This is a genomic window from Bifidobacterium sp. 2450, from assembly GCF_041900695.1.
Lineage (GTDB): Bacteria > Actinomycetota > Actinomycetes > Actinomycetales > Bifidobacteriaceae > Bifidobacterium > Bifidobacterium longum.
Genome location: NZ_JBHEEA010000007.1, coordinates 127,337 through 142,149 on the forward strand (window position 1 = coordinate 127,337; position 14,813 = coordinate 142,149).

Below are 14,813 nucleotides of genomic sequence, written 5' to 3' on the forward strand. Positions count from 1 at the left end.
GGCGGTAACGGTCTTCTCGCGGGCCGGAGCAGACAACGTCGGATCGTCCGGCACACCGTTTGTTCCCCCGGTGGAAAGAGGAGCAGGCACGCTGGCGGCCGCCTCTCATCGGTGGTTTGCGATTGTGTTGTGGAGGCATTTCCATCGTCCGCCATGGCGGTCACGCTCACCCCTGCCACGCCACCAAGCATCGCCACGGCGGCAACGATGGCCGCTAACCGCTTGCCTCTCCTGCCCGCTGCGGGCCATTCTGAAAACTTTTTCATAACTTCATCTATCTGTGCTTTCGCGTATGCCGCAAGCCGGGCGATACGCCTATATCTTGTGAGGCTAGTTGAAGTGAGCCTCGCCGTCGTACACCCATTAGGGGGTACGGGTACTCCCTCTTATTTCCTTGAAATACCGGTGATTTTCTGCATATCTTCCCCCTCGAACTCGTATTTCGGGGAAGGATGAATTGTGTGTTAATTTACACGACACTCCGGCCGCGCGGAGTCGCACACCGACGAATAACTTTCTCTGCCGACCGCGCGGCGGTAATCACGGCGATCGGCAAGCCGAACATCATCGTCACAGCACCACGCGGCGGTTGAGGTCGCGGCGCAGCGTCTTCCAGCCGGGTAGGTAGGCGGTCATGCGGCGCTGGAATCCGGCACCGTGGCCGCTTTCCCACAGATGCGTCATCTCATGGACCAAGACGTATTCCAGGAATTGCGGTTCCATCAGTCCCAATTGAAGGTTCAGGCGGATGCGGCCGGTTCGCGGCGTACACGATCCCCAGCGCGAGGTCATGACCCGTAGCGTGATATGTGTGGGCTGCCGGCCGATGACCGGCCCCCACTTGGCCAGCAGCTGTGGCAACGCGTCGTTAATCGCGGCCGCCGCTTGGCGTTTGCGTTCGTCGGTCCAGATTTGGGAGCGGTCAAAATACGGTTGGACATTCGTACCGGCTTGGTCCGGCCCGGCGTCACCAATTCCCGGATGACTGATATCACCGGTTTTCGGACGACCGGCAACGCCTCCATCATGGCCGCTGGCACCAGCTACGCCACGACCTCCGTTCTCGAAGCCGGCCCCCCCGTTCAATGCCATGATGGAGCGCCGTTGCGCCTCAGCCATGCGCTGCTGCTGGGCGAGAATCCACGAATGTCGCTCTTTGACGAAATCCGCGATACGACTCTCGCTCATCCGCATCGGTGCGGAGATTTCGACGCAGCCGCTCGGCGGTTTGATGCGCAAATACAGGTTTTTGATGGGTTTGCGCGTCAGGTGCAGATGGATGCCATCAATATCCAACGACTGCCCGGCGGCAGCGGACCGAACGGATTTCGGCGCACCGGACTTCGGAGCGGTGGACTGACGACGGCGATAAGGCACGCAAGTCATTCTCGCACAACGGCGGACAACAAGCGGCACACAATGCCGCCCCTCACGAATCGGCAACCGCCTCTTACCCCCCCCCCCCCACGCGCACGCCCTGTCCTCCCATGATTCACCCATCCTATTGAGCGAAAGTGTCATCTATGTCAAAATCGCGCAATAGAATGAGTTCCTATTGAGTGAAACTGACATAAATGTCAAATCCACGCGATAGCGGCATGAGAACAGGACATTGATCGGAGGATACGATGCGCATCTCCAGGGATAAGTACCTGAACGATCTCGTCGCGCGCAAAGGCAACGGTATGGTCAAGGTCGTCACGGGCGCGAGGCGCTGCGGCAAGACCTATCTCCTGTTCGACCTGTTCGAGGACCATCTGCGCGCGCAGGGCGTGGACGACGACCACATCATCGAGATCGCGCTGGACGATCTGATGTACGAGCGCTACCGCGACCCGCTCGCCCTGTACGACTATGTGAGATCCCGTATCACGAATCGCGAGGAACCGTACTACGTGCTGCTGGACGAGGTGCAGTACGCGATCTCGGACGAGGAGATGCGCGGCGAGGAGCCGCCCCGTCTGTACGGGGTGCTCAACGGGCTGCTGCGCATGCGCAACGTGGACGTGTACGTGACGGGCAGCAACTCGAAGATGCTGTCCACCGACGTGATGACCGAGTTCCGCGGCCGCGGCGACGAGGTCCGCGTCCGCCCCCTGTCGTTCGCCGAGTTCATGCAGGCGTACGACGGCGACGTCCAGCACGGCTGGGCCGAATACGTGATGTTCGGCGGCATGCCGCTCACCTTGTCCATGAGAAGCGACGAGCAGAAGTCCCTCTATCTGAAGAACCTGTTCGAGGAGACCTATCTCAAGGACATCGTCTCGCGCAACAGGCTGCGCAGGTCGCAGGAGCTCGACGACCTGGTCGACGTGCTGGCCTCCTCCATCGGAGCTCTGACCAATCCGCCCAAGATCAAGGCCACGTTCGCCAGCGTGCTGCATTCCGGCATCAGCACGAACACCATCATGCAATACATCGGCCATCTCGAGGACGCGTTCGTCATCGAGGAGGCGAGACGGTTCGACGTCAAGGGACGCAAGTACATCGGCAGCCCGAAGAAATACTATTTCGAGGACATGGGGCTGCGCAACGCACGACTGGGGTTCCGCCAGATCGAGCAGACGCACATCATGGAGAACATCGTGTACAACGAGCTGCGAACACGTGACTACAACGTCGATGTGGGCATGGTCGACCGGCGCGGCGCCAGCGAAGGTGTGCCGTACCGCAAACGCCTCGAGGTCGATTTCGTGGCGAACCTCGGCAACCGGCGCTGCTACATCCAATCCGCGTACCAACTGCCCACACCGGAGAAGGTCGCGCAGGAGAAGGCCTCGCTGCTCGAGATCGACGACAGCTTCCAGAAGATCGTCCTCGTACGCGACGTGGTCAAACCCGTCCACGACGAGCACGGCATCCTCACGATGAGCGTCTACGATTTCCTCCTCGACCCGGACAGCCTGACGATGTGACGCCGTGGATTGGCTACAACGTATTAGACAGTCCGATGAGGGACGAATGACATGAGATTGGAGGCCGACGATGGCCGACCCGAAACATCCCCGCCACTACGACGAGGCGTTCAAACGGCAGATCGTGCAGTTGTACGAGAGCGGCAAGCCATCCCGGAAGATCCGCCGTCGTGGGCCTGACATCCTCAGGACCATCGAGCTGGGCTGCTCCAACGCCAGGTTCGAGGCGTCCGACAACAGGATCAAGGTCACCATCCGCACGGCCTACGGCTTCCACCACGCGAACAATCTCATCGCCCTCGTCATGCTCCCGCTGCGGCGGACTCGACATACGCCTACCACAGCCGAGAACCTAACCCACGAAAACAGCAGAAGCCTTATATGTATTGGACATTTCTGTGCAGGGCGGGAGGTGTAACCGCAGCATTACGGTGTGAGAACGCAAGATTACGTAGCTGGGCATTGGCTGTGGCGTTGCTGAACATGACCGCTGTGTTGCTGGACGTTGACCGCCGCGCCGGCAATCATGGCGCAAGCGACAATCACGACACGCCGTTATTGACATACCGCCGTTCAATGGTATTGTAATCAGCTGTGCGCTTTTGAAGCGTATGGATCGGGCCCGTAGCTCAGCTGGTTAGAGCGCATCCCTGATAAGGATGAGGTCGGAGGTTCAAGTCCTCCCGGGCCCACAGGAAAAATGAAGCGGCCGCGAGCCGCTCTTTTTTTCTCACGGGGCTATAGCGCAGCTGGTAGCGCATCTGCTTTGCAAGCAGAGGGTCGCCGGTTCGAACCCGGCTAGCTCCACAGATACAACAAAACCCTTGGAATCATGCCGATTCCGAGGGTTTTTGTTCTTGCATTTTCTGCGTATTTTCGGGCTATAGGCCAAAAAGGGGTTAAGTGGCCCTCTGCTGCATCTGAGGATCGAGCACCAGTATGAGCGTCGGCTTCTGTCGGGCTTCGTGTTCACGTTCGCCCGCGAGACCCCTCCGGTGATCGACGCTAAACCCGTGGATGCGAAGAAGGCGGAGAACGCGGGCCATTGGACGAGCGTCGCCGGTTACGGCGAGGTGTTCACGACCACGGAGCTGTTCGACGTGACGGCCGCACGTGATCACTTCGACGGCACCGTGGACACCGGGGAATGTCGTTTCTGCCTGTATGACGCGCGCAATCGTGAGCGGCACGCCAAGAACGCGGGGACACTGTTCTAGTGCTTTCCTTGGATGCTGGCGTTGGTTTTACTCATGGAAAAATAGGCATATTTAATATCGTTGTATGCCTATCATAAAGAATGAGTTCATTGGATGCTCTTCAAAAGAGGTGTCATGATGCAACAGAAGAATGTTGATTCCATCAACTTTGGATCTCATGGATTCAGGAAGTTAATAGCAACTGGCAGTGCATTTTTGCTCTGCGCCGGAGCTTTGTCTTTGGCTCCTTCAATTGCGATGGCCGACGAGCCTTCCGGAAGTACTGAGAATACAATGCCGCAGACCATGGAATCTGGTTGCGCTCAGCCGACTTTTACAGCCAAGAGGACAGATGACGGCGTTCATGTTCAACTGAATAACGCTAAGTTCGTTCCGAACAATGATGGGAGTGTCTCCATCACGTCCATGTCCGGAAAGCCGCTTGATTCCTTGCCTGCGGAATACGAAGGACACGGAATCGCTTATCGAATGATTAGCGATTCCGAACTGATCGCCATGCCGATTATGACTTACGACGCCAATGGATATGTCAATTGCATTGCTCATCATGCCTTGGGCGGCGGTATAACCGGTGCCATCGGTGGAGCTGTCGCTGGCGGCGGTATTCCTGGAGCATCCGTCGGAGCTGTTGGAGGCATTGTAGGTGGACTTGTTTGGGGTCCAATCGACTGCTGGGGCAAGTAATATGCACACCCATCGCATGAGTGAAATTCGCCTGATTGTGTCGACTGTTGTCTTCGCAATTCTGTTGGCAGTATTCGAAATACTGTTTTATGGATTTGGCTCCTTGGCAACGGTTAAGGGGATTGCTTATGTCCTTCTTCAAACGTTGGCTTTCTTCTTGCTCATGCTTTGGATCCGCAGAGCAGGAGATGACGCCGATTCCAAGGAGGATTAGGAGGCTTCCGCCTGATGGATTCATACCCTCTTGTAGGGGACGCAAGGGTGGTCTTCACGATCTATTAGAGATCGTGAAGACCACCCTTGTCTATGCGTTGGTGAGTTGGCGGCGCATGTATTCGCTGCGGCTGATGTGGTAACGCTTCGCAGCGGCAGTGATGCGTTCGAGTTGACTTTCGGGCATCTTGATGGTGACGCTGATCATGCGCTCCTTGTGCCTGGGGAGCATGTGCAGGCCGTAGTGGACGGGGCCGGTGATGCCGTGGTCGGCGTCCTCGTCCTCCATGCGTTCCACGTCGTTCCTGACCTGTTCCTCGGTCATGCCGAACCTGGCCAGCAGCTCCCTGTCGCGTTCGCTGAAGTCGCTCATCGTTCGCTCCTTTCGTGGTTCAGTCGGCCGATCTCCTTGAGGGTCTTCTTCGTGGGCGGGGTCATCGCGTGGTAGATCAGCACGCTGTCGCCCACCTGCTTGTAGACCATCTCCACGTCCCTGCCGCGCCCGTCGAGGCCGATGGCCACCCAGGTGCCGTTGCCTCTCCTTGCGTCCCTCATGACGCTGCGGAAGGCCGTGAGCACGTCCCCGGAGGTGGGTTCGAGGTCGCCGCCCTGGTCTGCGAGGCTCCTGTGGTCGATTCTCGCGGTCTCGGGCAGCCGCGTGTTGCAGGTGTTCGCCCAAGATTCGCGCAGGGCCTTGAGCTTGGCCTTCTGGTCGAGCGGGTTCAGGGACACGCTCGTGCGCTTCCACTGTCTGCGATTGCGTTTGTCGGCCTTCTGCCTGCCGGTCTCGTGCAGCTCGGCTCTCTGGCGGAAGCCATGGGCGAACGTGCCGCCCAGCGGGAGGCATGGCCGGCCACTCGCGGCGCATGAAAACCATATCGAATTCGTCGCCGACGCTTCTCCACGCCCAACAACACATGCGCCGCGAGAGGCCGGGGCTTCACCCTATCACCCGTCCTGCGCCCTTCGGCTCCGGCCGACTCGACGCCTGAAAGGCGTCCGGGAATCGGAACCGGCCCGGAGGGCCGGCATCATCCCCTTCGTTTCCTTTGACCGGTCGGCCTGAAGGCCTTGGGATCATACCGGCGTCGCGCAACCCGTCAACGCCCGCGCCCCGGCCAAGGCCGGCAGGTGCGCAAAGGCGAGCACGGCATCCAGATCATCGGCCACTCCACCGTCGTCGCCAAGGACAAGGACGGCAAGCCCATCCTCGACGAGAACGGCGAGGAAACCCACCGCGTCTTCTGGCCCGTGCTCACCGTGTTCGACATCGGCCAGACCGACCCCATCGAAGGCATGGAGCAGCCGCTCGACGTCGTCAACCCCGCCGGCCTCGAAGGCAACGACCCCCAGCGGATCACGGAACGCATGACCGCATGGCTTCAGACCCAAGGCTGGAGCGTCAGGCACGAAACCATGCAGGCGGCCCTCAAAGGCTACACGAGCGTCGACGGGTCCAAGCGCATCATGCTCAACACAGCCAACAGCCCATTGCAGGACGCCAAGACCATCCTGCACGAAAGCGCGCACATGCTCCTTCACTCCGAACTGCCCAACGGCGAATACGCCGAACACCGGGGCGTCTACGAGACCGAGGCCGAAAGCGTCGCCTACGTCGTGGCTTCATGGGCCGGACTCGACGTAAGCGCCTACTCCATCCTCTACGTCGCCGGATGGAGCCACATGGACGCGGACAACATCAGGCAGACAGCCCAGCACGTCAGGGGCGCGGCAAACCGCATCATCGACGCGTTGGAGGAACACGCGGAAGCCTGACCGACACCCGCCCTCCCCGCGGGCAGGGCCCCCGGCGGCCGGGCGGAGCGATCCGCCCTGACCCCATCGCCAGGAACGCCGTCCCTGGACCCGGATACAGGCGTCGCCGCGCCACGAAGGGCGCGCAACAACACAGCCTTCGGCTTTCCTTTAGCGGGGACGCGATCCGACCGTCCGGCAACAGCCGGGCGACGTTGCCGCGTCCATTCGCGGCGCGGCTTACTGCAAAGGATGCGCCATGCGCAGATCAGAAAAGGGGGCCGCGCGGCGGCCTGCACGTGTGGCTGATGGCGGTCATCGTCATCAGCCTCGCACCCGCGATGCACTCCATCGCGGCCGACATCGTCGTGATGGCAATCGCCATCTGGGCGATGACACCCAGCCGTCGATAACGGCCAGCCCGTCCGAGTTTCAACACCCGGACGGGCCTTTCTTGTTTGCAAGTGCATGGCTGCTACTGCTTTTTCTGTGGTCTGCCATACTTGTGCACTAACGCAGCCAAAAGTATTGCTACGAAATAGATGTAGACGAGAAATCTGCTGAGAGACCCGTTAAATATCAAGATAACGGCTACTGGCACTATAAGCGCTGTCGTAAGAATAACCGAAAGCTTTATGTTCTGTGTTTTAAGGCACGACCACACAAACAATATCAATGCCACAACGGCAGTAATCAGATACGCGACTGCGAATGGGGTCATGGCCCCGCGCTTGATCTCCGTTGCTCCACTAATTGAGCAAGAAGCGAACAGCCATGCACAGAGCCATGACTTCCAATCCCACTTTTTCATCACAGTAATGCCTTACACCAGAGCAGGTTCTCGAGTTCCGTATCCACTGACGGTACTGCACAAGGAACGTAGCCATCGGACTGAGCATCCGGGACACTTGCATTCGCAACGGGAGCCACCACCAACAATGTCGCCATCGACAAGATACAGGCGATGATTCGTGCGAGGTATTTCCTTACTTTTTTCATTTGATTCTCCCTTGAATCGTTGATTTACCCGGCTCTTCCGATTTTGGTGTGCAAGGGCCGTGCGGTTTCATTCGTTGTGTGAAAGAAAAAGTGAAGGATACCGTGTGGCTTGACATTGAGTTTAGCACGTTCGACGGACGGGTGTTGCTCGGCCTGGACGGATTGGGGTTGCGTCCCTTGGTGCAACGGCACCTGGCCATGGGCACTCGCGGGGGCGTGTGGCAGATACGCTGCTTCGAGGCTCCTGTGGTCGATTCTCGCGGTCTCGGGCAGCCGCGTGTTGCAGGTGTTCGCCCAGGATTCGCGCAGGGCCTTGAGCTTGGCCTTCTGGTCGAGCGGGTTCAGGGACACGCTCGTGCGCTTCCACTGTCTGCGATTGCGTTTGTCGGCCTTCTGCCTGCCGGTCTCGTGCAGCTCGGCTCTCTGGCGGAAGCCATGGGCGAACGACGAGGCGGATGGATATCAGCCGCCCTCATACGAGCCGGTCAACCCCGAACGCGGGACTCCCCAGGTGCCTTCCGATGGCCTGATCTGACGTCCGAAAAAGTGCCCCTGGAGGACTTCATCCGGCCCGATTCTCGTCGTCAAGGGACCAGACGCGTCCTCATCGCCGTTCACGCGTGCTCCTTACCAGGTTTGGGCGTCAGCCCATGGGATCGACAGATGTCTGACATTTGCTATGCTTGCCTGCCTCTCAGACTTCTTCTTGAGGAGCAAACCCTTATCCGATTTTCTCTTCCTCACGCTCAGCGCAGCGACCCGACCTGCATCGACGGTCGGGATGCTTTCGTCGTGCGCTGAAAGTGCGGCCAAGCGTAAATGTCGTAACATTTTCTTAGCTCGCTACATGCCTCAGAAACGAATTCTTCGTCACTTTGGTTGCGATGGCTACTGCCCGCAAGAACCCTGCTTGACTCGTACCAACTTGCCATCGGGCTATTGCGCTTCGGTAATTGAAAATCGTGGTTCACGCGATGTTGCTTGGGGTGAACCACAATTGGTTAGAAGAAGAATCCTCCCGCTGCTCCGTGACCCCGGTCTATCTGTCTGCGGATATCCTGGTATGCCTGACGGAGTTCAGGGTTTGCCTCGTCCTGGGATTTTTTATCCAAACGACGCCTGACGCTGAAGAATATCGACAGGGTGACACAGAACGCCGCTATCAGGATTATGGTGATTATCGTTCCCCATGACATGATGTTCCCCTATCCGCGGCTGCCGTAGCCGGACCATGCCAGGCATGCTCTCTTCTGCCATTCGGGTGCCTTGGTCTGGAAGATGTTACGGCATGAATCGCTCGAAGAAACCCAGTGGTCATAGCATTGACCGTTAACGTAGAAATCGCATCGTTTCATGATTTGAATACCGGATGAGTGAACTCCTGCGGAAATAGTTGATGCCTGTGCCGCGGTGGGGATCGCTGCCGACGCAGCGCACACTAGCGCTAGTGAGGCGATACCGCTGATAAAACCACGCTTCTTCATGATGACCTCTTGTTCAAATAGACGGTGAATGTTCCGGATAAGACGGGAATCCTCTATTCGAAATATTCAGCAGTGAGTCAGCTCCTCCTAAAGCAGGCTACATACTCGAAATGATACTCATTACTTTTAAAGCGTCAAGGCCCGGGACCACTTCAGGGGATAGTCAAAGTGGTTCAACCAGACTGCGAAACATCCCAATGCTATGCTTGCTGTTCCACCGGCGGCAAAGCATGTGGAGGGGCGTCCCCGCCTCCGTCCAGTCCCGTCCCATCGAAGCTGATGAGACCGATCCACCAAGGCACTCTCCGTTCCCGTTTCCGTCCCGATTCGATGCTCCTGGAAGGTGCTCTGCGCCCTTTTATATCCTTTTTAAATCTTTCTAAATGTTGTTGGACGAATTTACTGGCCTCGGCCTTCACCTCGGCAGACGTGTTCGTGCCCTTGGCCCGGTCGATGTCGTTCGAGTACCTATCGTTGTTCATCTTGTCCAGCTGATCGTAGAACGTTTGCTCCGCACCGGTGAGGTTCCACGCGCCGTTCTTGACCAACACATCCTTGACGTTCAGTATCAAGTCCGCCACATCACTACCAACGCCGTTTCTTAAGTCATCTTCATATTGGTCAGCCGGGTAGTAGATGTAGTAGGGATCCTCACCATACCAGATGTTTTTTCCCGGCAAACACGCCTTTGTACCAAGCGAGGGTCGTTGCATGTTCGTCTGTCTTGATAGTGACGGACGCGCAGGATTCGTTGGTGGTTGTGCCCAGCGAATACATGCCGGACAGCCGCGCGTCAAGGGAGTCGTCAGTGCTGCTGTGAGTTCTGAGTTCGTATTTGGTGCTGCGCAGAGTGGACAGCGAGTTGATCGCGTCGAAGGTGACGACCAGCGGATTGGTGGGTCGGAAACCCAGCATCGCTTTGACGGCGGTGAAGTTGGGGATGATGAATGCCAAGGCCGCCACCAGAATCGCCGCAAGCAACGCGCAGAGAGCGGCGATCAGCTTCTTGCGGGATTTGCGCGGCTGGTATCGATGGTGGTACCGCAGACGCCGGCACAGCAGGTGCCGGTATCGACGCAGTCGGTACGGCTGGCGATGCGGCCTACTGGTGCCGTCGCAACTGGTGCGCTGTCTATAGCCTTTCCACATGCCGGGCAAAATCGTGCCGGCCCATCAACTCTATTTCCGCAGTGGCCGCAGTACGCCATCGTGTGCTTCTCTCCCTCAAATCGGCTTGATTGCCATCGCTTCAATGTTGCTCTTCAGCATTACGTCTCAACCAGCCCCTACGAGTAACGATACGAAACGCGGCAGCCTTAATGCGGTTGTTTTGGCGGATGTCAACATCGAGCTCTGGCCAACGTGCTGGCACTCGGCTACATTGTGCTGCGAGCCGAGAAGCAGGCCATCGCCCACACCGACGAGTCTGAATTGGCAGCTGAGGCTCGTTTTAAGCCTTAGGCCAACACCTCCATGGGGTGATAGGTGGCGGTGTGGTGTCCGGTGATGGGGTTCCATACCCGTTCGGCGAAGGCGCGCAGACGGGCGACGCCCTCACGCAGCTCGCTGGCATCTCCGGCGTAGGAGAAGCGCACGAAGCCTCGACCCTCCTCTCCGAAGGCCTCGCCGGGGACCACGGCCACGCGCTCTTCGTCCAGCAGACGGTCTGCGAATTCACCGGAGTCAAGGCCAGTCAGGCGTACGTCCACAAAGGCGTAGAACGCGCCTTGCGGCTCGATCAGACGCAATACCGGGCATCCGGCCAGACCGTCCAGCACGATCTGGCGCTTGGCGCGGTATTCCTCGCGCATGGCGGCCACGTTATCTTGCGGGCCAGCCAGTGCTGCCACGCCTGCGTATTGCGCCAAGGAGTTCACCGAGGAGTGCATGAGTTCGGCGATTTTGCCGGTCTGTTCGATGACCGCTTCGGGTGCCAGCAGGTAGCCGATGCGCCAGCCGGTCATCGCATAGGTTTTCGACAGGCTTTCCACCACAATGGTGCGGTCTTTCATGCCCGACACCGCGGCGATCGATGGGGCCACGGCTGCCTCTCCCCCAAGCGTTTCCCCGAACGTTTCCCCAAACACGAACGGATGGTAAACCTCGTCGGAGATGGCCCAAATATTGTGCTGCTTGCATACTTCGGCAATACGTGCCAGTTCGGCGGCAGAGGTTACCGCGCCGGTCGGATTGCCCGGTGAGTTGATGATTACGGCGCGGGTGCGCGGGGTGATCGCCGCTTCGATGTCCGCCGCGTTCACGCGCATGCCGCGCTCCGGACGCAGCGCCACGGTGACCGGGCGGCCGCCGCACAGCATCACTTCGGCGTCATAGGAAGTGAAGAACGGCGAGGGAATAATCACTTCATCGCCGGTGCCCACCACGGCTTTCAGCGCCAGAAACAGGCCAATCGTGGCACCGTCAACGGCTTGAATCTCGGTTTCGGGATCATAAGTAAGTCCCTTCACGCGGGCGGAGTAATCGGCCACGGCCTTGCGGTATTCGGGGATGCCGAGCACGTTGGTGTACCGAGTGCGGCCAGCCTGTGCGGCCTCGCAAGCGGCCTCCACGATATGCGGTGCGGCCGTGGCGCTGGGCTCCCCCACGGTCAGTGAAATCGCGTCAGGCACGCGCTCTACACGGTCGAATACGTCTCGGATGCCGGAGCGCGGGATATCTAGGGCTTCGGTGGACAGGCTCGCGGGCTCGGCGGTCGGCACAGCAGCCCGACCGGCAGCAGGCACAGCAGCAGGCACAGCAGCAGACGCAACTTCGGACAGAGGCATGTTGGAAAACTTCTGCATATCATCCCTCCTTAATGGAATTATTTCGTCGTTCTCTTATTTCAGAAGGAATTATTACATTCAATTAGGACTTTAGACATAAACATTCCACCACACAACAGAAAACACAGGAAGAACTACTGAAATTACCAGGCAAAATCGGAAAGTCATCGCATTCCGACAACAGGTACAGTGAACACAGAGCACAACGAACGGAGAAGACATCATGACCGCGATTGACGAGACCGACCAGCGCATCCTCACCATGCTGGAGGCCGACGGCCGCGCCACGCTCGCGCAACTGGCCCAGGCGACCGGACTGTCCGTCTCCGCCGCCCAGTCCCGCGCGCAGAAGCTGGAGAAGCGCGGCATCATCAAGGGATACAAGGCCATCATCGACCAAGAGCAGCGCGGCTTACCCATCAGCGCGTTCGTCAACGTGACCCCGCTCGACTACTCAGCCGAATCCTCGATTCCGGACAAGCTGAACAATATCGACGGCATCGTCTCCTGCTATTCGGTGGCCGGCGCCCCCAGCTTCGTGCTGGTGGTGCGCGTGGCCTCCCCCACCGCCCTTGAGGAATTGCTCAATCTCATCCACCGCACGGTGCCGGTAAGCACCGAGACCACGATGATTCTGCAGACCTATTTCGCGCACTGACCGCGAACCCGGTAACCTGCGCGCCGAAGACCTCGGCCCCTACGGCGCACGATTCCCAACGGGCACATCCGACATCACCCAAGTCCGCCTTTATGTCCACTATATGAACACGCCTCCGGTGTGATGCAGCTTCCATTTCGACCCGATTCATGCACAGACAGACATCCAACAATCGCCCGAAAAATCTAACAAACGGAAACTTGAGCTACTCCATAACCACGCCGAAAGCTTTCCCGTTATCCGAGCGAGACTCTATGCAGCAAGGGCCTGCGCGCATAGAATAAAACCGTCTTAATTCCCTAGCAAATCGAGGAGAATCATGCTCGCTGACGAGTACATCAAGCGTGTCTACGACCAGGTCGTTGCCCGTGACGGCGATCAGCCGGAGTTCCTGCAGGCCGTTCGCGAGGTCTTCGAGACCCTGCAGCCGGTTGTCGAGAAGCACCCGGAGTACGAGAAGGCCGGTGTGCTGGAGCGCATCGTCGAGCCGGAGCGCGCCATCAAGTTCCGTGTGGCCTGGGTTGACGACGAGGGCAAGGTTCAGGTGAACCGCGGCTACCGCATCCAGTTCAACTCCACCATTGGCCCGTACAAGGGCGGCCTGCGCTTCCACCCGACCGTGACCGAGTCCGTCGTCAAGTTCCTTGGCTTCGAGCAGATTCTCAAGAACTCCCTGACCACGCTGCCGATGGGCGGCGGCAAGGGTGGCTCCGACTTCAACCCGAAGGGCAAGTCCGACGCTGAGGTCATGCGCTTCTGCCAGGCCTTCATGACCGAGCTGAGCCGCCACATCGGCCAGTTCACCGACGTTCCCGCAGGCGACATCAACGTCGGTGGCCGTGAGATCGGCTACCTGTTCGGTCAGTACAAGCGCATCCGCGACGAGTACTCCGGCGTCCTGACCGGTAAGGGTCTGGAATTCGGCGGCTCCCTGGCCCGCACCGAGGCCACCGGTTACGGCGTGTGCTACTACACCCAGGAAGCCCTGCGCGTGCTGCGCAACGACTCCTTCGAAGGCAAGACCGTCGTGATCTCCGGCTCCGGCAACGTGGCCACCTACGCCGCTCAGAAGGCTGAGCAGCTGGGCGCCAAGGTCGTCACCGTCTCCGACTCCAACGGCTACATCTACGACCCGAACGGCATCAACGTCGAGGTCGTCAAGCAGATCAAGGAAGTCGAGCGCGGCCGCATCAAGGAATACGCCGAGCGCGTTCCGGGCTCCGAGTACCACGAGGGCAGCAAGGGCGTGTGGACCGTCAAGGGCGACATCGCTCTGCCGTGCGCCACCCAGAACGAGGTTGATGGCGAATCCGCACAGAAGCTCATGGACAACGGCGTGACCGTGGTCGTCGAGGGTGCGAACATGCCGTCCACCCCGGAGGCCATCGAGGTCTACCAGAAGAACGGCGTGCTGTACGGCCCGGCCAAGGCTGCCAACGCCGGTGGCGTGGCTGTCTCCGGCCTGGAGATGAGCCAGAACAGCTACCGCCTGTCTTGGACCTTCGAAGAGGTCGACGCCAAGCTCAAGTCCATCATGGAAGAAATCGTCGCCAACTCCCTGGCCGCCGCCAAGGAATACGGTCACGAGGGTGACCTGATGCTCGGCGCCAACGCCGCCGGCTTCGTCAAGGTCGCCAACGCCATGGTTGCCCAGGGCGTGCTGTGACGCCTCTGACGCGATAGCGTGCGGAGCATATCGCCGCGCAAGCTACACACATTGCGTAAATGACCCGTGTTGTCTCTCCTGATTAGATGAGGCAACACGGGTCATTTGCGTTCCACTAGTTTTTTGGCGCTATTGCTGTTTTGTGGGTGTGGGTTCGTCGTTGAGTTGTTGTGGGAGTAAGTGAAGAGCGCTTTTTGGGTAGGATGTTTTCGACCGAGAGAAACACACAGCCGCAAAGCGCCTGATGGACGGCATATGCAACCAGCTTCTCAACGTCAAAGGCATGGTGGTCGAGGACGCGTGCATCGTCGACTCCCCATTGCGCCCCGTGCCCGTGCTCGAGATCCGCCCGCGCCCGCGCAGGGGCATGCTCCGGTGCTCCCGATGCGGCAGACGCCGTCATGGTTACGACCGGGGCGGCGGCGTGCGTCGCTGG

At 59.0% G+C, this 14,813-nt stretch carries 15 protein-coding genes, 2 tRNA genes and 1 pseudogene; 11 read left to right on the plus strand and 7 right to left on the minus strand.

Annotated elements, in window-relative coordinates; all coding sequences use genetic code 11:
* Positions 1–570: 570 nt before the first annotated feature.
* Positions 571–1,377 carry a SprT family zinc-dependent metalloprotease gene (locus ACEUKI_RS05825; RefSeq protein ID WP_115770560.1) on the minus strand — a complete coding sequence of 269 codons (807 nt, stop codon included), beginning with the start codon at positions 1,375–1,377 and terminating at the stop codon, positions 571–573.
* Positions 1,378–1,628: 251 nt separating this feature from the next.
* Between ACEUKI_RS05825 and ACEUKI_RS05830 the strand changes: the two genes are divergently transcribed.
* The 7 genes from ACEUKI_RS05830 (at position 1,629) to ACEUKI_RS05860 (ending at position 5,030) form a co-directional block, all read left to right on the plus strand.
* Positions 1,629–2,915 carry an ATP-binding protein gene (locus ACEUKI_RS05830; protein WP_115770561.1) on the plus strand — a complete coding sequence of 429 codons (1,287 nt, stop codon included), beginning with the start codon at positions 1,629–1,631 and terminating at the stop codon, positions 2,913–2,915.
* 199 nt (positions 2,916–3,114) lie between these two features.
* The gene (locus ACEUKI_RS05835; RefSeq protein ID WP_236838408.1) at positions 3,115–3,333 is read left to right on the plus strand and encodes a transposase; all 219 of its coding nucleotides are present in this window, start codon (positions 3,115–3,117) and stop codon (positions 3,331–3,333) included.
* Between the two features lie 200 nt (positions 3,334–3,533).
* Positions 3,534–3,607 (plus strand) — tRNA-Ile (locus ACEUKI_RS05840).
* Between the two features lie 42 nt (positions 3,608–3,649).
* Positions 3,650–3,722, plus strand: a tRNA-Ala gene (locus ACEUKI_RS05845).
* Between the two features lie 188 nt (positions 3,723–3,910).
* The gene (locus ACEUKI_RS05850) at positions 3,911–4,132 is read left to right on the plus strand and encodes a hypothetical protein (RefSeq protein WP_374156609.1); all 222 of its coding nucleotides are present in this window, start codon (positions 3,911–3,913) and stop codon (positions 4,130–4,132) included.
* Between the two features lie 114 nt (positions 4,133–4,246).
* Entirely contained in the window at positions 4,247–4,816 is a 570-nt protein-coding gene (locus ACEUKI_RS05855; protein ID WP_144169539.1) for a hypothetical protein, read from the plus strand.
* Positions 4,817–4,832: 16 nt separating this feature from the next.
* Positions 4,833–5,030 (plus strand): hypothetical protein, encoded by a 198-nt coding sequence (locus ACEUKI_RS05860; RefSeq protein ID WP_144169538.1) that lies wholly within the window; start codon positions 4,833–4,835, stop codon positions 5,028–5,030.
* 90 nt (positions 5,031–5,120) lie between these two features.
* On the opposite strand, the gene ACEUKI_RS05865 is transcribed toward ACEUKI_RS05860, so the two are convergent.
* Positions 5,121–5,402 carry a ribbon-helix-helix protein, CopG family gene (locus tag ACEUKI_RS05865; RefSeq protein WP_115770564.1) on the minus strand — a complete coding sequence of 94 codons (282 nt, stop codon included), beginning with the start codon at positions 5,400–5,402 and terminating at the stop codon, positions 5,121–5,123.
* On the minus strand, positions 5,399–5,908 hold the full coding sequence (locus ACEUKI_RS05870; protein WP_318161286.1) for a MobA/MobL family protein: 510 nt from the start codon (positions 5,906–5,908) through the stop codon (positions 5,399–5,401). The genes ACEUKI_RS05865 and ACEUKI_RS05870 overlap by 4 nt, the downstream gene beginning before the upstream one ends.
* A gap of 252 nt (positions 5,909–6,160) precedes the next feature.
* Here ACEUKI_RS05870 and ACEUKI_RS05875 point away from each other — a divergent pair, with 252 nt between their 5' ends.
* Positions 6,161–6,805 carry an ImmA/IrrE family metallo-endopeptidase gene (locus ACEUKI_RS05875; RefSeq protein ID WP_144169537.1) on the plus strand — a complete coding sequence of 215 codons (645 nt, stop codon included), beginning with the start codon at positions 6,161–6,163 and terminating at the stop codon, positions 6,803–6,805.
* 1,002 nt (positions 6,806–7,807) lie between these two features.
* Here the strand turns inward: ACEUKI_RS05875 and ACEUKI_RS05880 are convergent.
* From ACEUKI_RS05880 to ACEUKI_RS05895, 4 genes are all read right to left on the minus strand, one after another.
* Positions 7,808–8,134, minus strand: a complete 327-nt coding sequence (locus ACEUKI_RS05880; protein WP_251848243.1) for a MobA/MobL family protein — start codon at positions 8,132–8,134, stop codon at positions 7,808–7,810.
* Between the two features lie 1,333 nt (positions 8,135–9,467).
* The gene (locus ACEUKI_RS05885; protein ID WP_236838406.1) at positions 9,468–9,947 is read right to left on the minus strand and encodes a hypothetical protein; all 480 of its coding nucleotides are present in this window, start codon (positions 9,945–9,947) and stop codon (positions 9,468–9,470) included.
* Positions 9,919–10,416: a hypothetical protein gene (locus ACEUKI_RS05890; protein WP_236838407.1), complete on the minus strand. Its 498-nt coding sequence runs from the start codon at positions 10,414–10,416 to the stop codon at positions 9,919–9,921. Before ACEUKI_RS05890 ends, ACEUKI_RS05885 begins: the two co-directional genes overlap by 29 nt.
* 308 nt (positions 10,417–10,724) lie before the next feature.
* A complete protein-coding gene (locus ACEUKI_RS05895; RefSeq protein WP_115770567.1) occupies positions 10,725–12,071 on the minus strand; it encodes a pyridoxal phosphate-dependent aminotransferase in 1,347 nt (448 codons plus the stop codon).
* A gap of 205 nt (positions 12,072–12,276) precedes the next feature.
* Between ACEUKI_RS05895 and ACEUKI_RS05900 the strand changes: the two genes are divergently transcribed.
* The 3 genes and pseudogenes from ACEUKI_RS05900 to ACEUKI_RS05910 all read left to right on the plus strand — a co-directional run.
* Positions 12,277–12,711, plus strand: coding sequence for an Lrp/AsnC family transcriptional regulator (locus tag ACEUKI_RS05900; RefSeq protein ID WP_115770568.1), 435 nt, complete (start codon positions 12,277–12,279; stop codon positions 12,709–12,711).
* A gap of 319 nt (positions 12,712–13,030) precedes the next feature.
* Positions 13,031–14,377 carry an NADP-specific glutamate dehydrogenase gene (gene gdhA, locus ACEUKI_RS05905; protein ID WP_144169536.1) on the plus strand — a complete coding sequence of 449 codons (1,347 nt, stop codon included), beginning with the start codon at positions 13,031–13,033 and terminating at the stop codon, positions 14,375–14,377.
* Between the two features lie 244 nt (positions 14,378–14,621).
* A pseudogene (locus ACEUKI_RS05910) lies at positions 14,622–14,813 on the plus strand (hypothetical protein); the annotation flags it as partial.